18 protein-coding genes are annotated in these 20,092 nt (G+C 63.8%); 11 read left to right on the top strand and 7 right to left on the bottom strand.

What is annotated here, in order from left to right; all coding sequences use genetic code 11:
* Positions 1 to 16: 16 nt before the first annotated feature.
* The 3 genes from C4E04_RS12095 (at position 17) to C4E04_RS12085 (ending at position 2,489) form a co-directional block, all read left to right on the top strand.
* The gene (locus C4E04_RS12095) at positions 17 to 367 is read left to right on the top strand and encodes a hypothetical protein (RefSeq protein ID WP_109597740.1); all 351 of its coding nucleotides are present in this window, start codon (positions 17 to 19) and stop codon (positions 365 to 367) included.
* Positions 368 to 490: 123 nt separating this feature from the next.
* A complete protein-coding gene (locus C4E04_RS12090) occupies positions 491 to 997 on the top strand; it encodes a single-stranded DNA-binding protein (RefSeq protein ID WP_109597739.1) in 507 nt (168 codons plus the stop codon).
* Between the two features lie 379 nt (positions 998 to 1,376).
* Entirely contained in the window at positions 1,377 to 2,489 is a 1,113-nt protein-coding gene (locus tag C4E04_RS12085; protein ID WP_109597738.1) for a M20 family metallopeptidase, read from the top strand.
* A 142-nt stretch (positions 2,490 to 2,631) separates the two neighbouring features.
* Here C4E04_RS12085 and C4E04_RS12080 read toward each other — a convergent pair whose 3' ends face one another.
* The 3 genes from C4E04_RS12080 to C4E04_RS12070 all read right to left on the bottom strand — a co-directional run bounded on the left by C4E04_RS12080 (position 2,632) and on the right by C4E04_RS12070 (position 6,222).
* Positions 2,632 to 3,888, bottom strand: coding sequence for a calcium-binding protein (locus tag C4E04_RS12080; protein ID WP_162559375.1), 1,257 nt, complete (start codon positions 3,886 to 3,888; stop codon positions 2,632 to 2,634).
* Between the two features lie 349 nt (positions 3,889 to 4,237).
* Entirely contained in the window at positions 4,238 to 5,494 is a 1,257-nt protein-coding gene (locus C4E04_RS12075; protein WP_109597736.1) for a calcium-binding protein, read from the bottom strand.
* Between the two features lie 95 nt (positions 5,495 to 5,589).
* Positions 5,590 to 6,222: a MarC family protein gene (locus tag C4E04_RS12070; RefSeq protein WP_109597734.1), complete on the bottom strand. Its 633-nt coding sequence runs from the start codon at positions 6,220 to 6,222 to the stop codon at positions 5,590 to 5,592.
* A 69-nt stretch (positions 6,223 to 6,291) separates the two neighbouring features.
* Between C4E04_RS12070 and C4E04_RS12065 the strand changes: the two genes are divergently transcribed.
* The gene (locus C4E04_RS12065) at positions 6,292 to 7,146 is read left to right on the top strand and encodes a protein phosphatase 2C domain-containing protein (RefSeq protein ID WP_109597733.1); all 855 of its coding nucleotides are present in this window, start codon (positions 6,292 to 6,294) and stop codon (positions 7,144 to 7,146) included.
* Here C4E04_RS12065 and C4E04_RS12060 read toward each other — a convergent pair.
* Positions 7,143 to 8,162: a M48 family metallopeptidase gene (locus C4E04_RS12060; protein WP_109597732.1), complete on the bottom strand. Its 1,020-nt coding sequence runs from the start codon at positions 8,160 to 8,162 to the stop codon at positions 7,143 to 7,145. The genes C4E04_RS12065 and C4E04_RS12060 overlap by 4 nt on opposite strands.
* A 12-nt stretch (positions 8,163 to 8,174) precedes the next feature.
* Positions 8,175 to 8,732 carry a LemA family protein gene (locus C4E04_RS12055; RefSeq protein WP_109597731.1) on the bottom strand — a complete coding sequence of 186 codons (558 nt, stop codon included), beginning with the start codon at positions 8,730 to 8,732 and terminating at the stop codon, positions 8,175 to 8,177.
* A gap of 405 nt (positions 8,733 to 9,137) precedes the next feature.
* Between C4E04_RS12055 and gyrA the strand changes: the two genes are divergently transcribed.
* On the top strand, positions 9,138 to 11,828 hold the full coding sequence (gyrA, locus tag C4E04_RS12050) for a DNA gyrase subunit A (protein WP_245416320.1): 2,691 nt from the start codon (positions 9,138 to 9,140) through the stop codon (positions 11,826 to 11,828).
* Between the two features lie 48 nt (positions 11,829 to 11,876).
* Here gyrA and C4E04_RS12045 read toward each other — a convergent pair whose 3' ends face one another.
* Entirely contained in the window at positions 11,877 to 12,488 is a 612-nt protein-coding gene (locus C4E04_RS12045; RefSeq protein WP_109597729.1) for a hypothetical protein, read from the bottom strand.
* 341 nt (positions 12,489 to 12,829) lie between these two features.
* On the opposite strand from C4E04_RS12045, the gene coaD reads away from it, so the two are divergent.
* The 6 genes from coaD to tgt all read left to right on the top strand — a co-directional run bounded on the left by coaD (position 12,830) and on the right by tgt (position 17,377).
* Complete coding sequence (coaD, locus tag C4E04_RS12040) at positions 12,830 to 13,330, top strand: pantetheine-phosphate adenylyltransferase (RefSeq protein ID WP_109597727.1); 501 nt, start codon at positions 12,830 to 12,832, stop codon at positions 13,328 to 13,330.
* A gap of 33 nt (positions 13,331 to 13,363) precedes the next feature.
* Entirely contained in the window at positions 13,364 to 13,915 is a 552-nt protein-coding gene (locus C4E04_RS12035) for a peptidylprolyl isomerase (RefSeq protein ID WP_109597726.1), read from the top strand.
* A gap of 66 nt (positions 13,916 to 13,981) precedes the next feature.
* Positions 13,982 to 14,452 (top strand): hypothetical protein, encoded by a 471-nt coding sequence (locus tag C4E04_RS12030; RefSeq protein WP_109597725.1) that lies wholly within the window; start codon positions 13,982 to 13,984, stop codon positions 14,450 to 14,452.
* 62 nt (positions 14,453 to 14,514) lie between these two features.
* Complete coding sequence (locus C4E04_RS12025) at positions 14,515 to 14,982, top strand: peptidylprolyl isomerase (protein ID WP_109597724.1); 468 nt, start codon at positions 14,515 to 14,517, stop codon at positions 14,980 to 14,982.
* A gap of 62 nt (positions 14,983 to 15,044) precedes the next feature.
* Positions 15,045 to 16,127 (top strand): tRNA preQ1(34) S-adenosylmethionine ribosyltransferase-isomerase QueA, encoded by a 1,083-nt coding sequence (gene queA / locus C4E04_RS12020; RefSeq protein ID WP_109597723.1) that lies wholly within the window; start codon positions 15,045 to 15,047, stop codon positions 16,125 to 16,127.
* A 65-nt stretch (positions 16,128 to 16,192) separates the two neighbouring features.
* A complete protein-coding gene (gene tgt, locus C4E04_RS12015; RefSeq protein WP_109597721.1) occupies positions 16,193 to 17,377 on the top strand; it encodes a tRNA guanosine(34) transglycosylase Tgt in 1,185 nt (394 codons plus the stop codon).
* A gap of 147 nt (positions 17,378 to 17,524) precedes the next feature.
* Here tgt and C4E04_RS12010 read toward each other — a convergent pair whose 3' ends face one another.
* On the bottom strand, positions 17,525 to 19,918 hold the full coding sequence (locus C4E04_RS12010) for a transketolase (RefSeq protein WP_109597720.1): 2,394 nt from the start codon (positions 19,916 to 19,918) through the stop codon (positions 17,525 to 17,527).
* Positions 19,919 to 20,092 lie beyond the last annotated feature (174 nt).

Genomic DNA, 20,092 nt, shown 5'->3' with positions numbered 1-20,092 from the left:
CATGGGAGAGCACATCATGGTCATCGCACGAACAGCGGCCCTTTCCGCAGCATTTGTCTTTCTTTCGATCCCAGCCGGTCATGCGGGGCCGTGCATAGCGGCCATCGACCGGCTGCAAGCCCAGCTGGATACCCGGGTCGACACGACCGCAGGGGCAGGCTCCGCCTCCCGCGAAAGTACAGGAGCGCTCCTTCATCGTGAGCCGACGCCCGAGTCGATCGCGAGAGCCGAAGGAGCGCTCGGTGAGGGAAAGGCCCTGCAAGCGGGCCTGGAGGCCCTGGGACGTGCAAGGGAGGCCGACAAGGCAGGAGACGAGAACGCCTGCCAACATTTCTTGGAAGAGGCGCAGAAGTCCCTGAAGCCTTAGGCACCTCCCGGCCGACCTGAAAGCTCCGATTATTGGGGACAGAGCTGTGCAGAACCCTGGCTGCGCCTTGTGCCGCAAGGTTCAGGGCGACAGAACAGCCTGAAGCGAACAGGAGGCATCCCCATGGCGGGCAGTGTGAACAAGGTGATATTGGTGGGGAACCTGGGGCGTGACCCTGAGGTGCGCCGGCTGAATTCGGGCGAGCCGGTGGTGAACCTGCGGATCGCCACCTCGGAGACCTGGAAGGACAAGGCCTCGGGCGAGCGCAAGGAAAAGACCGAGTGGCACTCGGTGGTGATCTTCAACGAGAACCTGGCCCGGGTGGCCGAGCAGTACCTGAAGAAGGGCTCGAAAGTCTACATCGAGGGGCAGCTGCAGACCCGCAAATGGCAGGACCAGAGCGGGGCCGAGAAATACACCACCGAGGTGGTGCTGCAGCGCTTCCGCGGCGAGCTGACGATCCTGGACAGCCGCGGCGGCGGCTCGTCGGAATATGGCGAGGAGGAGCAAGGCCAGGTCAGCCGCGGCGGCGAGTTCGGCCGCTCCTCGCCGATGGAGCGCCGTCCGGCGGCCGCACCGAGCGGCGGCGGCTCGCGCTTCAACGACCTCGACGACGACATTCCGTTCTAGGCAAATTCACCTCTGCGTGTGGTGAGGGGCCTCACAAGGGCGCAAATCCTCACCCACGCTCTGGAAAGGGGTCGCCCCAAAGGAATGGTCGAAAGGAAATGACATCTCCGCTCATCCAATAATGGTGGATTCCCCTTATTCGAGCCATTCCCATCTTCTGCGCGACGATGCCTCAGAGGCAAAGATCCGTAGCGTAAGCCTACAGATCATCGGCGGGGAATGCTCATATACAGAAACTGGGCTTTTCCGTACTTTCTGTGGCAATTATCCGTATTGAGACGGGCGGTCTGCACCCCGGGCCCGGGTGACAGGCTCGTCCGGGCGAGATAAAAACCGTGCGCCCCTCAGCCTCCTTAACAAGCCCGGATCGAACCTCGCCATGACGTCCTCCTCCCTCGACACGCTCCTCTCCTGGGTCCGCACGGAAAGCCCCACGCACGATACGGCGGGCGTGAACCGGATGATGGATCTCGTGGTTGCCCAGATGGCCGATGCACCCGTGGCCGTGGAGCGGCTTCCCGGAGAGCAGGGGCTGGGCGACGCCCTCGTTTTGCGCGCTGGGCCGCAGAGCGACGAGGCGCCGCTCCTCCTCCTGTCCCATCTCGACACCGTCCATCCCGTGGGCACCATCGAGCGCGACCTACCGCTACGGATCGAGGGCGACCGGCTCTACGGACCGGGCGTCTACGACATGAAGGGCGGCGCCTATTTCGCCCTCGAGGCCTTCAAGGATGTGGCCCGGCGCGGCACCGCGGCGCGGCCGATGGTGTTCATCGTGACGCCGGACGAGGAAATCGGCAGCCCCATGACGCGGCCCGTGATCGAGGGAATCGGGCGTCGCTCGTCCTTCGTGCTCGTGACGGAGCCTGCCCGCGACGGTGGCCGGATCGTGACCTCCCGCAAGGGCGTGGGGCGCTTCGACGTGCACGTGGAAGGCCGCCCCTCCCATGCGGGCTCTCGCCACAAGGATGGCCGCAACGCCATCTACGAGGCCGCCCGGCAGATCCAGGCGGTCGAGGCCCTGACGGATTACGCCCGTGGCATCACGACGACTGTCGGCATGGTCAGCGGCGGCACCGCGGTTAACACCATCCCGCAGCATTGCCGTTTCCCGGTGGACCTGCGGGTCGAGACGGTTGCAGACGGAGAGGAAATGACGCGGGCGCTCCTCGGCCTGAGGCCGCAGAACCCCGATTTCAAGGTGACCGTGACCGGCGGCATGAACCGGCCGCCCTACGAGCGCTCCGAAGGCACGGGGAAGCTTTTCGACCACGCCAGAGGCCTCGCGGCCGAGATCGGCTTCGATCTGGTCTCGTCCGACAAGGTCGGCGGCGGTTCCGATGGCAATTTCACCGCAGCCCTCGGCATTCCCACGCTGGACGGTCTCGGGATCGACGGCGATGGGGCGCACACCCTCAACGAATACGGGCTGATCTCGTCCATCGCGCCGCGCCAGAAGCTTATGACTCGGCTCCTGGAGACCCTGCGCTGAGCGCCACTGTCGATCTCCGCGTTAGGCCGGAAATCGGCCTGCGCCTTCCGGGAAGCATGAGCCGCGTGGTACATGCAGTATGGCAGGGACAAGACCGTCCCTGCCATCACAAGGCTCTTACGCTGCTCCCAGATCGGTGGCTTCAAAGGATGAAATCTGCCGCCGTGAGTTGCTGAATGCCGCCGTTATTGCCCACCGGCAGCAGAATGATGGTCTGGCCCTCCGGCAGATCGATGGTGACGGCGCCTGTGTCCAGCGAGTTGTAGTGGATGTAGGGCGTCAGCTGATCGAAGGATGCAAAGTGCCAGTCGGACAGGTCGATTTTGTCACCCTGAGGAATTTTGGAGGCTGTTCCACAGAAGTCCCAGATCACGTCGCGTCCATCCCATTTGTGGAACACGAAGACGTCGCTGCCCAATCCACCAGCCAGGAAGTCGTTGCCGGTCCCGCCATCAATGCGGTCGTTTCCTCCTAGCACGCTCGATATGATCGTCGTGCTGCCGTCCTGGAAATCGTCGCCGTAGAGGGCGTCGTCGCCGGCCCCTCCGCTCAATGTATCGGCTCCGCTTCGTCCATTATATTCGATCTTATAGGCGTCGCCAAAGATGGTATCGTTGCCGTCAGCGCCTATCAGGCTGTCGTTGCCGCCATGGGTCGCTGAGCCCATGTAATAGGCATCCCCATAGAGTGCATCATCGCCCGTCTCCCCAAAAAGCGTGTCGGAACCGCCGACTGAGTGATCCGTCATGCGCACGCCATCACCGAACAGACTGTCCCCGTCTGAGCCACCAATGAGCTGGTCGTTGCCGCCTTTCGAGGCGTATTTCATGTATTTCGCATCGCCATACAGGAAATCGACGCCATCACCGCCTGAGAGAGAATCGTTGCCGCCCGAAGAGCGTCCTTCGAGACGGTAGGAATCGCCATAAAGGGTGTCTTTTCCACGATCGCCGGAAAGGATGTCGTTGCCGCCGACGGCATAATTGAAGAGTGCGACGCCGTCTCCGTAGAGCGTGTCGATGCCGTCACCGCCGACCAGCCTGTCGCCTGCTCCATGTGCCTTCTGATAAAGGTATTTGGCATCCCCATAGAGGTGATCGTTGCCACTTTGGCCATAGAGCGTGTCGGACCCGCCAGTGGCGTAGTCTCGCAGCTGTAGGGCATCACCATAGATGGTATCGTTGCCGTTGCCGCCGTAGAACAGGTCTTTGCCGCCAAGAGCGGTACCGGTCAGGCGCAGGGCGTCGCCATACAGCGTATCGCTGCCGTTGTATCCATAGAGCTTGTCATCACCACCCGACTGGAACGAGTAGGCCCCGCTAGTATCGCCGAAAATGCGGTCGGTGGAGGGCGTACCCTTCAGAATCTGCCGGCCGGAGCCGCCTATAATCGTTGCCATTGCGTGTTCCTCACTCATATCCCGTAACGGGATCACATATCGTAAGTTCTATTATAATGTTTTAGCGCGATACAAGCCTGGCTTATGTGAATTTTTACGCGTGCGACAAATTTCGTATGGGGCTTTTCGGCAGAGGGACTGGAGCGGCCACGAAGATGACTGGAAAAAGGTCCTAAGAATGGAAGGGCTTATGTATGAATAATTTCGTGAAAACAGTAGACTACAGTTCCGGGTTTGAGCTCGAGGCTGTGGTGAGAGCTGTAAGACAGCGGATTTTGAGTACAGAAGCGGCTCGTTAGATTTAGATAGGGCCGGCTTATGGTGTGTCGCCGGCCCCTGAAATTTAAAGCTAAAGAATGAAGTCGGATGCGGTCAGCTGGTGTGTCCCGCCCTTCTGCAGAAGGTTTGCCAGATAGATCGTTTCGCCTTCAGGGAGAGTAATGGTTACCTCGCCAGGAGCGGTCGTGTTGTAGTGAATGTAGGGCTCCAGCGCGCTGAACGAGGCAAAATGCCAATCGGTCAAGTCAATCCTGTCATGGTCGGAATCGCTCCAATTCACGCCGGAGAAGTCGCGGATGACATCCGTGCCGTCGCCTTTGTGGAAAACGAAGACGTCGCTGCCGGTGCCTCCTCCGAGGGTATCGTTGCCGGTCCCGCCATCAACTGTATCGTTGGCATTGGGGCCGGCATCCATATACAGGCGAACAGGCTCGACGAGGAAGTCGCCATAGACTTCGTCATTGCCGGCACCGCCAAGCACGTAGTCGCTGCCTCCCACTGCGCCTACTCTGATTTGTGGCGCATCCCCATAAACGACGTCATTGCCAGCATCGCCCCTAACAACGTCATTGCCGCCTTTCGCCCCTGATTCGAGAATCCAACCATCGCCGACCACCCTGTCGTTCCCCTCATCCCCGAAGAGAATGTCATGGCCACCTACGGTGAGCCCTGCCATGCCAGTACCGTCTCCGGCGATAAAATCGTTTCCGGTCCCGCCAAGAACACGATCGTTGCCTCCTTGGGATGCATACTGCATCTGCTTCGCGTCGCCGGTGATGTAGTCGTTACCGGCGCTGCCGATAATCGTATCCTTGCCGCCTTTAGTATATCCCGTCATCCGGTAGGCGTCACCGTAGATGTAATCGTTGCCTAGTTGGCCATAGAGATAATCGTTTCCGCCAGCGGAATAGTTGAGCAGGCCTACGGCGTCGCCATAGATGTTGTCATTGCCGTCCCCGCCATAGATGCGGTCATTCCCGCCATGCGCGGTATTGTAGAGAAACTTGGCGTCCCCATACAGATTATCTCGGCCATCATTGCCATAAAGGGTGTCATTGTATCCCTTGGCGTTGCCTCTAATCTTATAGGCGTCGCCATAAACGTAATCATTGCCCTCACCGGCATAAAACAGGTCTACGCCACCCGTTGCACTCCCTTGAAGGATGAAGGCGTCGCCATAAAGTTTGTCGTTGCCGCCATATCCATAAAGTTTATGCCTCTCGATAGCCCCGGAATTGACGGTTCCGCTTGTGTGTCCGTAAATCGTGTCGCCAAATTCCGTTCCTGTGACCGCGTAAACATTGCGACCGCCCACAAAGAGAGCCATTCTAAGTCTCCTATAATATCATAACGAATAATCATTTAGATGATGTATCGTTCCAAAAATTGACGTTAGGAAATGAATGAAACAGGCAATGGTCTTTACGATGCCCTGAACAGCGCCTCCACGCCGTTGATGATGAACTGCACCGCAAGGCCCGCGAGGATGACGCCGAGGAGGCGGCTCAGGACGATGTTGCCGGTGACGCCGAGCATGCGGGAGACGCGCTCGGCCGCCATGAAGACCGTAAAGCAGCTGGCGACACCCAGCGCGATCAGGGCCATGAGGGACGAGAGATAGATCACGTCCCCGTTTGCGCGCCCCGCCAGGAGGATGACGGCCGTGATCGCGCCGGGGCCGGCCATGAGCGGGATGGCGAGCGGGAAGGCGGCCACGTTGCGGATATGGTCCTCCGTGATGGCGATATCGGCCGTGTGCTGCTTGCGCTCGTTGCGGCGCTCGAACACCATCTCGAAGGCGATCCAGAACAGGAGCAGGCCGCCCGAGATGCGGAAGGCCGGAATGCCGACGCCCAGGAGCCGCAGGAGCACTTCACCGCCCAGGCCGAAGAAGGCCAGAATGCAGAAGGCGATCAGGCTCGCCCGAATGGCGACCCGTTTGCGCTCCTCGGCGTTCATGCCCCGCGTCAGTGAGATGAACATGGGCGCAAGGGCCGGCGGATCGAGGGTCACGAGGAGCGTGACCAGGGCGGCGGAAACGAAGTCGAAGAGCATCGGCTGGACCTTATCGTGAGCTTTGCTTTATGGGGTCCTTCGAGGGTTTTGACGAGAGGGAGCGATACGATGTTCACGGTTGTCGAGCGGATCAGCCGGCCCGGCTCTCCCGACAAGGCTAATGAGGATTCCTGCGGCGCCTCCGGCGATTGGGCCTGGGTGATCGACACCTCGATCTTTCCCGGCACGCCGCCGATCATGGACGAGAAGAGCGATGCCACGTGGCTCGCGCGCTTCGCGACCGAGCGCCTCTCGGATCTGGCGGCCCGCGCCTATAACGGGGACGGGCCCGCGCTGCTGCGCCATGTGATGGAGGAGGCGCGGGAGATCTTTCTGGCCCGGGCTCCGGAGGAGCGCCGCGACCCCGTCACCTGGCCGGTCGGGGCCATGACCTTGATCTATCGCGCGGGCGACAGGCTGGACGTGTGGACCTTTGCGGACACCACGGCCTTCGTGCGCCAGCCGGACGGTGCGCTGCACATCGTCGGGGAGGCGCCGGAGCTGCGCGTCTACGAATCGGCCAAGGCTGCAGAACTCCTGCGTGCCAGTGGCGCGACCCCTCGGACGATCTTCGAGGCACCTGCCTTCCAGAACTGGCTGACGGAACGGCGCCAGCGGCAGAAGGAGGGCAGGGGGCTGCCCTTGCTCGGCCTCGACCCGGCAGCCGCGGACCGCCTGCGGCACGAGCAGGTGCCGTGCGAGGACGGCACCGTCATCCTGCTCACGAGCGACGGCTTCTCGGCCCTGGTGGACCTCTACAACGAGATGGATGCGAAGAGCCTTGTCGAGGCAGCGCTCAAGGACGGGCTGGAGCCGCTGGTGAATCGGGCGCGCGAGATCGAGACCGTTGTGGACCCGTCCGGAACGCGCTTTCCCCGCTTCAAGGAGAGCGATGACGCCACGGCCCTGCTGCTAAGGGCCTAGACAGCCGGCGCCTCAGGGGCGGCTGTGGCCGCCTCGGGTGCCGGAGCGTGTCCACCCGCATAGCGCACCAGCGCCGCAACCCGATCCTCGATGGACGGATGGGTGGCGAAGAGGTCGGCGAAGCCCGAGCGCGGGTTGTCGAGGCACAGTTCCATCACGGCCGAGGGCACGCCTTCGAGTTCGCCCTTGCGGTCGATCTTGCGCAGGGCGGAGATCATGGCGTCCGGGTTCTTCGTTAGCTCGACGGATCCCGCATCGGCCAGATATTCGCGGCGTCGCGAGAGCGAGAACCGGATCACCACCGAGAGGGCCCAGGCCAGCATGATGAAGATCACCGCGACCAGGATGGCCAGGAGCTTCCCGCCGCCGGATTTCTTCGAATCGGAAGAATCCGTCAGGAGGTCCGGGCTCTCCCGCAGGGCGCGATAGACCATCTCGCCAATGAACGACATGACGCCCACCACCAGCACGGCGACCATCATGGTCCGCACGTCGTCGTTGCGGATATGGGTGAGCTCGTGGGCAAGAACCGCCTCGATCTCCCGGTCGTCCAGGAGGTCGAGCAGGCCGCGCGTGACCGTGATCGTATATTGCTCCGGCCGCGTGCCGGTCGCGAAGGCGTTCGGGGCCTTCACGTCCAGAATGCGCAGCTTGGGCATCGTCATGCCCCGCGAGATGCAGAGGTTCTGAAGGAGGCCGTAGAGGCGAGGGTCGCTCCTCCGGCTTAATGCGCGCGAGCCGGTGGTCAGCTCCAGGATGAAGCCGTTGAACCGGAACCCGCACCAGACCCAGAACGCCACCAGGGCGGTGACGAGGGGTGAGGCCCACAGGCAGTCCCAAAGAGCCGCCTGAAAGAGGGCCTCGAACGCCCCGGAGCCGTCGTCCAGCAAGGCTCGCGCGAGGAGCGTCAGCCCGAGGGACATCAGGTAGAACAGCAGGAAGAGCCCGGCGATCAGCAGGGCCGAGCGCCGCCGGTTGGCCTGGATATGGGTGTGGAGGCCGAAGGCCGGCAGCATGGGGAGGCCTGCCTAGAACGCGACCTTCGGAGGCGCCTCGAGGGCCTTGCGCTCCGTCTCGCCGACATCGAAGAAGGCCTGCGACCGGAAGCCCAGCAGCCCGGCAAAGAGAACCGCCGGAAAATGCTGGATGGCGGCATTGTACTCGGCGACGCCGTTGTTGAAGAAGCGCCGGGCGGCGGCGAGCTTGTCCTCGATATCGGCAAGGTCCGTCTGCAGCTGCTGGAAATTGGCGCTGGCCTTGAGGTCCGGATAGGCCTCTCCGAGAGCCACGAGCCGTCCGAGGGCCCCGGACAGGGCGTTCTCGGCAGCCGCCTGGTCGGCGGGCCCATGGGCCTTCAGGGCAGCGTTGCGGGTCTCCACGACGGCCTGGAGGGTGTCCCGCTCATGGGCGACGTAGCCCTTCACGGTCTCGATGAGGTTCGGGACGAGATCGTGGCGCTGCTTGAGCTGCACGTCGATATCCGCAAAGGCCTGGTTCACCCGCGCCCGAAGCGTGACGAGGCTGTTGTAGACCGAGACCCCGAAGAGCACCACGAGGGCGATGCCCACCCAAACGACCCAATTCATGGCATTTGCCCCCTGAATATCCTTGCGTCACCCATGCCACGGCTATGCCGGAACGGCAAGTTATGACATTTCAGAAAGGGCGGTTTTGGGAGCCCGGAGAGAGGATTTCGCCCCGGGGCTCGGGCATGTGGCGGTTTGTGCCCTCCAAAGGCCGCTCTCGCCTTTGGAAAACGCTTGAAATGCCTTGAAAAAAGGCTCCCGATCGACCATCTAAGAACTTGATTTTCTTTGGATTCGCAAGGGTCGCCCAGGCCTGAACGATGCGGTCGCAAAACCGCCACGGGTCTTCAGGGCAGACTGTTTTGAGAAAGACCGACTTTGACCGATCCGAACGATAAGAGCACCGGCGGCCCCGGGGGCGATCAGCCGGCCAGCGACGTCAAGCTGATCTCCATCGTCGACGAGATGAAGCGCTCCTATCTCGATTACGCCATGAGCGTGATCGTGAGCCGCGCTCTTCCGGACGCCCGCGACGGCCTCAAGCCCGTGCATCGGCGCATCCTCTACGCGATGCACGAGAGCGGCTACACGCCCGACAAGAAGCACGTAAAGTCGTCGCGCATCGTCGGCGACGTGATGGGTCAGTACCACCCGCACGGCGACCAGTCGATCTACGACGCCTTGGTGCGTATGGCGCAGGATTTCGCCATGCGCGTCATGCTCGTGGATGGGCAGGGCAATTTCGGCTCGGTGGACGGCGATCCTCCGGCGGCCATGCGCTACACCGAGTCCCGCCTGACCCGGGCGGCGATGCCTCTGATCGAGGATATCGACAAGGACACGGTCGATTTCAATCCGAACTACGACGAGTCGAAATTCGAGCCTGCCGTTCTCCCGGCGCGCTATCCGAACCTGCTCGTCAACGGCGCCGGCGGCATCGCTGTCGGCATGGCCACCAACATGCCTCCCCACAATCTGGGCGAGGTCATCGACGGCTGCATCGCCTATATCGACAACCCGGACATTTCCACCGAACAGCTGATCGAGATCATCCCGGGTCCGGATTTTCCCACGGGTGCCTTGATCCTGGGCCATGCGGGCATCCGCTCCGCTTATACCACGGGCCGCGGCTCCATCGTCATGCGCGCCAAGTCCGAGGTGGAGGAGGTCCGCAAGGAGCGTGAGGCTCTCATCTTCACCGAGATCCCTTACCAAGTGAACAAGGCCTCGCTGATCGAGAAGATCGCCGAGCTCGTCCGCGAGAAGCGGATCGAAGGTATCTCCGATCTGCGGGACGAATCCGACCGCGACGGCATGCGCATCGTCGTCGAGATCAAGCGCGACGCGATGGCGGACGTGGTCCTGAACCAGCTTTACCGCTATACGCCGCTCCAGACGAGCTTCGGCGCCAACATGGTGGCGCTGAACGGCGGCCGTCCCGAGCAGATGACCCTCCGGGACCTGATCAGCGCCTTCGTGGACTTCCGCGAGGAGGTCGTGTCCCGCCGGACCAAGTACCTGCTCAACAAGGCCCGCGAGCGCGCCCACGTCCTGTGCGGTCTCGCCATCGCGGTGGCCAATATCGACGAGGTGATCCGCCTCATCCGCACGGCGCCCGATCCGAACACCGCCCGCGAATCCCTCATGGGCCGCGATTGGCCTGCCCAGGACATCGCGCCGCTCATCGCGCTCGTGGACGACCCGCGCCACAAGATCAACGAGGACGGCACCTACCGCCTCTCGGAGACCCAGGCCCGCGCGATCCTCGACCTGCGCCTGCAGCGCCTTACGGCCCTCGGCCGGGACGAGATCGGGGACGAGCTGTCGAAGCTCGCAGCCGAGATCTCGGATTATCTCGACATCCTGCGCTCCCGCGAGCGCATCATGGGGATCATCAAGGGCGAGCTGACCGAGATCCGCGACGCCTATGCGACACCGCGCAAGACCCAGATCGTCGATTGGGATTCCGACGTCGACGACGAGGATCTGATCGCCCGCGAGGACATGGTCGTCACCGTATCGCATGCGGGCTACATCAAGCGCGTCCCGCTCTCTACCTATCGGGCTCAGCGCCGGGGCGGCAAGGGCCGGTCCGGCATGTCGACCCGCGAGGAGGATTTCGTCACGCGCCTGTTCGTGGTCAACACGCATACGCCGGTGATCTTCTTCTCGTCCAAGGGCAAGGCCTACAAGGAGAAGGTGTGGCGCCTGCCGCTCGCAGCTCCGAATGCCCGGGGCAAGGCCCTGGTGAACATGCTGCCCCTGGAGCAGGACGAGCGCATCACCACCATCATGCCGCTGCCCGAGGACGAGGCGTCCTGGGACACGCTCGACGTGATGTTCGCGACCTCCCGCGGCACGGTCCGCCGCAACAAGCTGTCGGACTTCGTCCAGGTGAACCGGGGCGGCAAGATCGCCATGAAGCTGGACGAGGGCGAGGGTATCGTGGACGTGCAGATCTGCACGGAGAACGATGACGTCCTCCTCACCACTGCGAAGGGCCAGTGCATCCGCTTCGCGGTGCCCGAGGTGCGCGTGTTCAAGGGTCGCGACTCCATGGGCGTTCGCGGCATCAACCTGGCCGACGGCGACCGCATCATCTCCATGGCGATCCTGCGGCACGTGGAGGCGACGAGCGAGGAGCGCGCGGGTTATCTCAAGATGCGCCGCGCCGTCACGGGCGAGCAGATGAACGGCGAGGGCGAGGCTCATGAGGCTGGCGACGAGGAGAACGTCTCGGCCGATGCGCTCTCCATGGAGCGCTATACGGAGATGAGCGCCCTCGAGCAGTTCATCCTCACCATCTCGGAGAAAGGCTACGGCAAGCGGACCTCGTCCTACGAGTACCGCATCACAGGCCGCGGCGGCAAAGGCATTACGGCCATGGCCGTGAACAGCCGCAACGGCCAGCTCGTGGCCTCCTTCCCGGTCGAGAATTCCGACCAGATCATGCTCGTCACCGATGGCGGCCAGCTGATCCGCGTGCCGGTGGACGGCATCCGCACGGTCGGCCGCAACTCGCAAGGCGTCACGGTCTTTTCGACGAAGGGCAAGGAGCGCGTCGTCTCGGTGGAGCACATCGACGGCGAGGATGCCGAGGAGGATGGCGACGATTCCGAGGCCGGCGACGAGAGTGCCGGCAACGGCGAGGATTAAGAGAAAGGGCGCCTCGGGCGCCCTTTTTTCATGCCATCTTCGGCGGCGTCAGATGTAGCGGGGATCTCGCTTCGGCTGAAGAACCGGCTTGGTGGATTGGATCCGCTTGAATGTCGCGTCGCGGAAGGCTTCCGCCTGCTTCCGGCCCGTCCGGAGGTCCCGGGTGGAGAAGCGGATCTTCAAGAACTTGCCGTGCGCGATAGTCAGGAACGCGAAGGAGAGAATCTGCGCCTTATCCGAGCCAATCCGGAGGCGGGCCGACGCCATGCTGCCGTCCAATGTGGTGGCCTCGACCTTCGTGTCGTTCCGGACGCCACGAGCATCCGCAACCATCAGGATCTCGCGCAGCACTGCGGACATCTCGATCTTGAGAGCATCCTTCGATGGTGCCGTAAGATCGAGCGCCTTGTCGTAAAGATAGACATCAGCCCAACTCTGCCGCCCGCCCGTGTAGCGCACACTGAAGCCGTAGCCCGCCTGCGGATAGGTGGTTGTCGGTCCGCGAACGAGGCCCGCAACCTTATCGGGAAACGGGAGGCCCTCGATGACGGCGGAGGAGCCCCTCTGCTCCTGCGCGTGAGCGCCCGGCGGGGCCAAGGTGGCCCAAGAGACCAGGGATAGGAGCGCAAGGAGGGTCCAAAGGCGGAACCGGAAGGGCATGGGCGGCACCAATCAATGAAACTAGATTTCATTTTTATCGAACCGCCGCTAAGCCACAAGTCCCTGGAGACGATATGGCCGTGGCTGGCGAGGTGCTGCGCCGAAGGGCTCCTTGCCCGGGCCGGAAGCAATTACGTCAGGCTGGCGAGGGCGGCAGGGCTCAGGACCGCAATGGCGGTGGCGGCGACGATCAGGAGACGAACGATCATGCGACCCTCCTTCGTGAGGTCGCCCCCTTGTTGCATGCTGTGGTCAAGCCTGACGTGTGCAGCCGCACGGCTTGCCCACCCCCCTGCTGCACCGCTTGCTCCCGGGCCGTTCTCAAGCTACGCCTTAGGGCAATGACCCGCACCGCGCTCTATACCGGCAGCTTCGATCCCGTCACGAACGGCCATCTGGACGTGGTGCGCCAAGCCTGCGGCCTGGTCGACCGGCTGGTGATCGCCATCGGAGTTCATTCGTCCAAGACGCCCCTGCTTACGACCGAGGAGCGGGTCGACCTGCTTCGGGCGGTCTGCGGGCCCGTGGCGGCCGCGGCCGGGACGGAGCTGGAGGTGACGACCTTCGGCGACCTCGCCGTGGAGGCCGCCCGGCGCCACGGGGCGAGCCTCATCGTCCGGGGGCTGCGGGACGGGACCGATTTCGACTACGAGATCCAGATGGCGTCCATGAACGCCGCCATGGCGCCGGAAGTCCAGACCGTATTTCTGCCGGCCTCGCCGCCGGTCCGCCCCATCACGGCCACGCTCGTGCGCCAGATCGCCGGCATGGGCGGCGACGTTTCGGCCTTCGTGCCGGACCTTGTCGTCCAGCGGTTGAAGGCCAGATTCAACCGGCCATAAAATTCATCATCCCCGATCAGGAGATTCCTCATCATGAAGCGTTTGCTTGTAGCCGGAGCGCTCGTGCTCGCCGGCCTCGTTCCCGCCGCAGCCCAGCAGCCGGCCGCCGATCCGCAGAACACGGTCTATCTCGACACGAAGGACGGCCGCATCACGATCCGGCTCCGCCCGGACCTGGCTCCCAAGCATGTGGAGCAGATCAAGGCGCTGACCAAGCAGGGCTTCTACAACGGCGTTCCGTTCCATCGGGTGATCGAGGGCTTCATGGCCCAGACCGGCGATCCCACCGGGACCGGTACGGGCAAGTCCGACCTGCCCAACATCCCGGCCGAATTCACGAAGACGCCCTACAAGAAGGGCTCGGTCGGCATGGCCCGCTCGCAGGATCCGAATTCGGCGAACAGCCAGTTCTTCATCTGCTATGAGGGCTGCGGCCCGCTCACCGGGCAGTACACGCTCTTCGGTGAGGTCGTGTCCGGCATGGACGTGGCCGATAAGATCAAGAAGGGCAATTCCGCCGCCAACGGCATGGTGTCAGGCCCCGACAAAATCGTGAAGATGCAGCTCGCGACGGACGCCAAGTAAGGCATAAATCGGAGCGACGGGCGGATGGCAGCAAGGACGATTCGAAAATCCGTAGGGGCGCGGCAGATGCTCGCCGCGTTCTTCCTCGCATCCTGCCTTGGCCCTGCGGCAGCGCAGGACCTGTCCCCGCTCGACGACGGCCGGGACAGGCTCCGTGAGCTCGACCCGGCACCGAGCCTGCCCGAGGGTGTCACCGGCATCATCCGCCCGGGCGAGGGGGAGCGCGCTCTCCAAATCGATACGCTCACGGGCATCTTCCACGCGCTCCAGGCCTGCTGGAAGCCGCCCGCAGGCAGCGGCCTCTCGGGCCAGGAGATCACGCTGCGCATCGCCTTCAAGCGTAACGGTGAGGTGCTGGGCCAGCCCCGCATCACCTATTACCGGGCAGGCAACCAGCCGGACCAGCGCGAGCCCTTCACGCGATCCGTGCGCGAAGCCTTTACGCGTTGCACGCCTCTGCCGTTCTCCGACAAGCTCGGGGCGGCCGTGGCCGGGCGCATTTTCACCTTCCGTTTCTCCGACACGCGGCCTATGTGATCGGGCAGGAACGCTTTTCTTCCAAGACTTTCTTTCAAGACATGCCAGACCAGGAGAAACCGATGGCAGATCCCGAGAACACCCTCATCATGGAGACCACCAAGGGGCGGGTCGTCATCGAGCTGCGGCCCGACCTCGCGCCCAAGCACGTGGAGCGGATCAAGACCCTGGCGCGCCAGGGCTTCTATGACGGCATCGCGTTCCATCGCGTCATCGACGGCTTCATGGCCCAGACCGGCTGCCCGCAAGGCACCGGCACCGGCGGCTCCGACCTTCCGGATCTTCAGGCCGAGTTCAACGCCGAGCCGCATGTGCGCGGAGTCTGCTCCATGGCGCGGACCAACAATCCGCATTCCGCCAACTCGCAGTTCTTCATCTGCTTCGACGACGCCCGCTTCCTCGACAAGCAATACACGGTCTGGGGCAAGGTGACGGAAGGCATGGAGAACGTGGACAAGATCAAGCGCGGCGAGCCCGTGCGCGAGCCGGACCGCATCGTCTCCATGAAGGTCGCGGCGGACGCAGCGTAAGCTGATCGAACCGTTATCCCGGAGCGCTTCAAGGCGCTCCGGGATGACAATCGGGACATTCCATGCGCGTCGACCTTTTCGATTTCGATCTGCCTGAGGATCGCATCGCGCTTCGCCCCGCGGAGCCGCGAGATGCGGCGCGCATGCTTGTGGTCAGGCCCGGTGGTGCGCCTTTCGAGGATCGCGTGGTCCGCGATCTTCCGGATCTGCTTCGGCCCGGCGATGTGCTGGTACTGAACGACACGAAGGTCATCCCGTCCCGGCTCTACGGGATGCGCGTGCGTGAGGATACGGCCGCACGGGTCGAAATCATGCTGCACAAGCGGGAGGGGGGCGACCGCTGGCGCGCCTTCGCGCGTCCCGCAAAAAAGCTTCACGTGGGCGACCGGATCCGCTTCGGCGAGGCGTCTGAAAGCACGGCCTGCGAGCTGGTGCGCCTCGATGCCGAAGTGGAGGCAAAAGGCGAAGGTGGGGACGTGACCCTGCACTTCTCCTTCGCCGGGCCGTTTCTCGATGAGGCCATCGCGCGGCTCGGCGAATTGCCGCTGCCCCCCTACATCGCCGGCAAGCGCCCCACCGACGAGAAGGACCGAGCCGATTACCAGACCGTCTATGCCCGGGATGAGGGTGCCGTCGCGGCACCGACTGCGGGCCTCCATTTCACCGACGACCTGTTCCGCCGCCTCGACGAGCGCGGCATCACCCGCCGTTTCGTGACCCTGCATGTGGGGGCCGGCACCTTCCTGCCCGTGAAGGCGGACGATACGGCGCAGCACCGGATGCATGCGGAATGGGGCACGGTCTCGGCCGCGACCGCGCAGGCCCTCAACGAGGCCCGGGCAAGGGGAGGGCGCATCGTTGCCGTCGGCACCACGTCCCTGCGCCTGCTCGAGAGCGCGGCCCGCGACGATGGTACGATCGCGCCATTCTCAGGCGATACAGATATCTTCATCACACCCGGCTACCAGTTCAGGGCCGTAGACGTCCTGATGACGAATTTCCACCTCCCACGCTCGACCCTGTTCATGCTCGTCTCGGCCTTCGCGGGTCTCGACACCATGCGTGCCGCCTATGCGCACGCCATCGAGACAGGTTACCGCTTCTACTCCTATGGCGATGCGAGCCTGCTGTTCAGGGGAGAATAGGCGTGGTCGGCAAGGTGCGCCTGCGCCTCGTTGATTGTTTTCACCATGATCGTCAGGGTTATTGAATGACCACCGAGCAATTCACCTTCACCATTTCGAAGACCGACGGTGCCGCGCGCACCGGTGAGATCCGGATGCCGCGTGGGGTGATCCGTACGCCCGCCTTCATGCCGGTGGGCACGGCCGCGACCGTCAAGGCCATGTATCCCGATCAGGTGAAGGCGCTCGGCGCCGACGTGGTGCTCGGCAATACCTACCACCTCATGCTGCGCCCCGGCGCGGAGCGCGTGTCGCGGCTCGGCGGATTGCACAAGTTCATGAACTGGCCCTATCCGATCCTCACGGATTCGGGCGGTTTCCAGGTCATGTCCCTGGCGGCCCTGCGCAAGGTCGACGAGACCGGCGTCACGTTCCAGTCCCATATCGATGGCTCGACCCATGTGATGACGCCCGAGCGTTCCATCGAGATTCAAGGCCTGCTCGGCTCCGATATCCAGATGCAGCTCGACGAATGCGTGCGCCTGCCCTGTACCGACGAGGTGGCCGAGAAGGCCATGCGCCTGTCCCTGCGCTGGGCCGAGCGCTGCCGCATCGCCTTCGGCGAGCAGCCCGGCAAGGCGATGTTCGGCATCGTCCAGGGCGGCGCGGTCGAGCGGCTGCGCATCGAGAGCGCGAAGGAACTCGCGGGTCTCGACCTCAAGGGCTATGCCATCGGCGGCCTCGCCGTGGGCGAGCCGCAGGACGTGATGCTGCGCATGATCGAGACGGTCGAGCCGCATATGCCCAAGGAGAAGCCGCGTTACCTTATGGGTGTCGGTACGCCCGATGACATCGTCGAGGCAGTTCGCCGCGGCGTCGACATGTTCGACTGCGTCATGCCCACACGCGCCGGCCGTCACGGCCAGGTCTTCACCCGGCACGGGCGCATGAACATGCGCAACGCCAAATACGCCGAGGATATCCGCCCCATCGACGAGACTTCGAAGTGCGTCGCCTCGAACACCTATTCGCGCGCCTATCTCCACCATCTCGTCCGCGCGAACGAAATCCTCGGCATGATGCTGCTCACCTGGAACAACCTGGCCTATTACCAGGACCTGATGGCCGGTCTGCGCAAGGCCATCGCGGAAGGGCGCCTGGAAGACCACATCGCCGAGGTCAAGGAAGGCTGGGCCAAGGGTGAGCGTGACGGCCACAGCGAGGAAGGCCGGCATCTGGACAATGTCCCCACAGGCGGCGAGGACGACTGAGCGTTCTTCAAAAGGTGCTTCTCCCTCTCCCATGGGGAGAGGGGCAGGGGTGAGGGGCGTGCCCTCCCCGGAGAAGCCGCAACCCCTCACCCTCGCTGCGCTCGACCTCTCCCACACGGGAGAGGTAAGTGAGCGGCGTGGCCTGCCTCAGCCCAGCGCCCGCAAATGCCGGATCGGACGGCCCGGTGCGATCATCTCGGCGGCCGCGATGATGCCCTGCGCGTCAATGCCGAAATGGCGGTAGAGATCCTGCACGGTGCCGGTCTGGCCGAAATGCTCCACGCCCAGCGAACGGGTGCGGTGGCCCATGACGGAACCGAGCCAGGCCAGCGTCGCGGGGTGGCCGTCGAGCACTGTCACGAGGCCGCAATGGGGCTGCAGGTCCCCGAGCAGGCGCTCCACATGGCTGCGGGCATGGACGAGGCCGCGCTCGCGTGCGCGTTGGGCCGCGGTCCAGCCGGCATTGAGACGGTCCGCCGAGGTGATCGCGAGAAGTCCGATATCGCGACGGTCCTCCGCCATGAGACCCACGGCCTCGATGGCTTCCGGCGCCACCGCGCCCGTATAGGCCACCACCACCTGCGCATTGGGGCCGGGTTTGCGCATCCAGTAGGCGCCGTCCACGATGTCGGCTGCGAGGTCCGGCGTCATTTCTCGCTGCGGCTGGTCGACCGTGCGGGTCGATAGGCGCAGGTAGACCGAGCCGCCCGTCTCGTCGCGCAGCCAGGAGCGCTCATTGGGCTGGCCCTCTCCGTCACGCTGGAGATAGTCGAAGGCCCAGCGCAGGATCACCGAGAGCTCGTCCACGAAAGCCGGCTCGAACGACGCGAGCCCGTCCTGCGCCATGCCGATGAGTGGCGTGCCAATCGACTGATGCGCGCCGCCCTCCGGCGCGAGCGTGACGCCAGACGGAGTCGCGGCCACGATGAAGCGGGCATCCTGGTAGCAGGCATAGTTCAGGGCATCGAGACCGCGCGCGATGAAGGGATCGTAGAGGGTGCCGATGGGCAGGAGCCGCTCCCCGAACAGGGAATGGGACAGTCCCAGCGCCGAGAGCAGGATGAACAGGTTCATCTCGGCGATACCGAGCTCGACGTGCTGACCCTTCGGGCTGAAATCCCACGTGAAGGTGGAGGGGATGCGCTCCGAGCGGAAGATGTCCTTCATCTCTTCCTTGGCGAACAGCCCCCGCCGGTTCACCCAGGCGCCGAGATTGGTCGAGACGGTCACGTCCGGCGCAGTGGTGACGATCCGGTCCGCGAGCGGCTCGCTCGAACGTGCGAGCTCGTTGAGGATGAGGCCGAAGCCCTGCTGGGTCGACATGGTCGGCTGCTGCGGCGTCGGGAGCGTTTCCGGCACCGGCACCTTCGGCGCTTCGTGGCGGCGCGTGCCCTGTGCGTTGAACGGCACGGAGGCGAGGAAACGCTCCAACTCCGCCTGCGGCAGGCTCAGTCCCTCGAACTTGTCCCATTCATGCCCCGGCCGCACCTTGGCGCTCGCTCGGTAGCCCTCCATCTGGGTCGGCGTGAGGAGACCCGCATGGTTGTCCTTGTGGCCCGCGAGCGGCAGACCGAATCCCTTGATCGTGTAGGCGATGAACACGGTCGGGCGGTCGTGGTCGACGGATTCGAAGGCCTGGAGGAGGCTCGGCAGGTCGTGCCCGCCGAGATTCGACATGAGCCGCGCCAGCTCCTCGTCGGACCGGCGCTCGATCAGGCGCGTCACGTCGCCCTGGTAGCCGAGATCGTCAAGGAGACGCTTGCGCCAGGCGGCCCCGCCCTGGAACGTAAGGGCGGAATAGAGCTGGTTCGGGCAGGAATCGATCCATTGCCGCAGCTTCTCGCCGCCGGGCTCGCGGAACGCTTCCTGCATCAGCGAGCCGTGCTTGAGCACCACCACGTCCCAGCCAAAGGAGCGGAAGATCGCCTCGAAGCGGGCATAGAGGCCCTCGCGGACTACCGCGTCCAGGCTCTGGCGGTTGTAGTCGATGATCCACCAGGTGTTGCGCAGGCCCTGCTTCCAGCCCTCCAGCAGGGCCTCGAAGATGTTGCCCTCGTCCATCTCGGCATCGCCCACGAGGGCGATCATGCGACCCTCGGGATGCTCCTTCCGCCAGCCATGGGCCTTCACGTAGTCCTGGACGAGGCTGGCGAAGAGCGTCTGGGCCACGCCCAGGCCTACCGAGCCTGTGGAGAAGTCCACGTCGTCGATGTCCTTGGTGCGGGACGGGTAGGATTGCGCGCCCTTGTAGCCGCGGAAATTCTCCAGCTTCTCCCGGGTTTGATGACCGAGGAGATATTGGATCGCATGGAAGATCGGGCTCGCATGGGGCTTCACGGCCACCCGGTCCTCAGGCCGGAGGACCGCAAGGTAAAGTGCCGTCATGATGGTGGACAGCGAGGCCGAGGAAGCCTGATGCCCACCGATCTTCAGCCCGTCCTGGTTCGGGCGGACATGGTTGGCGTTGTGGATGGTCCAGCTCGACAGCCACAGGATCTTGCGCTCGAACTCGGAGAGAAAGGGCAGGCGGGGATCGGTCATGAGAATGCCCAGGATCGGGAGCGGAATCGCGAAGGATTCGCGAGGCCGCCCAGCGGTTGCGGAATTCGGGTCCCATACTAGGCCTTTTTGATTGACCCGCCAGCCGATAGCCCCTATTTCGGGCTCACCTCTGGGAGCGCGTAGCTCAGCCGGTAGAGCATCTGACTTTTAAAC

The sequence above is a fragment of the Microvirga sp. 17 mud 1-3 genome, from assembly GCF_003151255.1.
In the GTDB taxonomy this organism is placed as follows: Bacteria; Pseudomonadota; Alphaproteobacteria; order Rhizobiales; family Beijerinckiaceae; genus Microvirga.
This window is presented reverse-complemented; position numbering and strand designations above follow the sequence as displayed.

Coding starts and splice junctions, on each gene's coding strand:
- C4E04_RS12095 (WP_109597740.1), top strand. CDS start 17: ATGGTCATCGCACGAACAGCGGCCCTTTCCGCAGCATTTGTCTTTCTT.
- C4E04_RS12090 (WP_109597739.1), top strand. CDS start 491: ATGGCGGGCAGTGTGAACAAGGTGATATTGGTGGGGAACCTGGGGCGT.
- C4E04_RS12085 (WP_109597738.1), top strand. CDS start 1,377: ATGACGTCCTCCTCCCTCGACACGCTCCTCTCCTGGGTCCGCACGGAA.
- C4E04_RS12080 (WP_162559375.1), bottom strand. CDS start 3,888: ATGGCAACGATTATAGGCGGCTCCGGCCGGCAGATTCTGAAGGGTACG.
- C4E04_RS12075 (WP_109597736.1), bottom strand. CDS start 5,494: ATGGCTCTCTTTGTGGGCGGTCGCAATGTTTACGCGGTCACAGGAACG.
- C4E04_RS12070 (WP_109597734.1), bottom strand. CDS start 6,222: ATGCTCTTCGACTTCGTTTCCGCCGCCCTGGTCACGCTCCTCGTGACC.
- C4E04_RS12065 (WP_109597733.1), top strand. CDS start 6,292: ATGTTCACGGTTGTCGAGCGGATCAGCCGGCCCGGCTCTCCCGACAAG.
- C4E04_RS12060 (WP_109597732.1), bottom strand. CDS start 8,162: ATGCTGCCGGCCTTCGGCCTCCACACCCATATCCAGGCCAACCGGCGG.
- C4E04_RS12055 (WP_109597731.1), bottom strand. CDS start 8,732: ATGAATTGGGTCGTTTGGGTGGGCATCGCCCTCGTGGTGCTCTTCGGG.
- gyrA (WP_245416320.1), top strand. CDS start 9,138: ATGAAGCGCTCCTATCTCGATTACGCCATGAGCGTGATCGTGAGCCGC.
- C4E04_RS12045 (WP_109597729.1), bottom strand. CDS start 12,488: ATGCCCTTCCGGTTCCGCCTTTGGACCCTCCTTGCGCTCCTATCCCTG.
- coaD (WP_109597727.1), top strand. CDS start 12,830: ATGACCCGCACCGCGCTCTATACCGGCAGCTTCGATCCCGTCACGAAC.
- C4E04_RS12035 (WP_109597726.1), top strand. CDS start 13,364: ATGAAGCGTTTGCTTGTAGCCGGAGCGCTCGTGCTCGCCGGCCTCGTT.
- C4E04_RS12030 (WP_109597725.1), top strand. CDS start 13,982: ATGCTCGCCGCGTTCTTCCTCGCATCCTGCCTTGGCCCTGCGGCAGCG.
- C4E04_RS12025 (WP_109597724.1), top strand. CDS start 14,515: ATGGCAGATCCCGAGAACACCCTCATCATGGAGACCACCAAGGGGCGG.
- queA (WP_109597723.1), top strand. CDS start 15,045: ATGCGCGTCGACCTTTTCGATTTCGATCTGCCTGAGGATCGCATCGCG.
- tgt (WP_109597721.1), top strand. CDS start 16,193: ATGACCACCGAGCAATTCACCTTCACCATTTCGAAGACCGACGGTGCC.
- C4E04_RS12010 (WP_109597720.1), bottom strand. CDS start 19,918: ATGACCGATCCCCGCCTGCCCTTTCTCTCCGAGTTCGAGCGCAAGATC.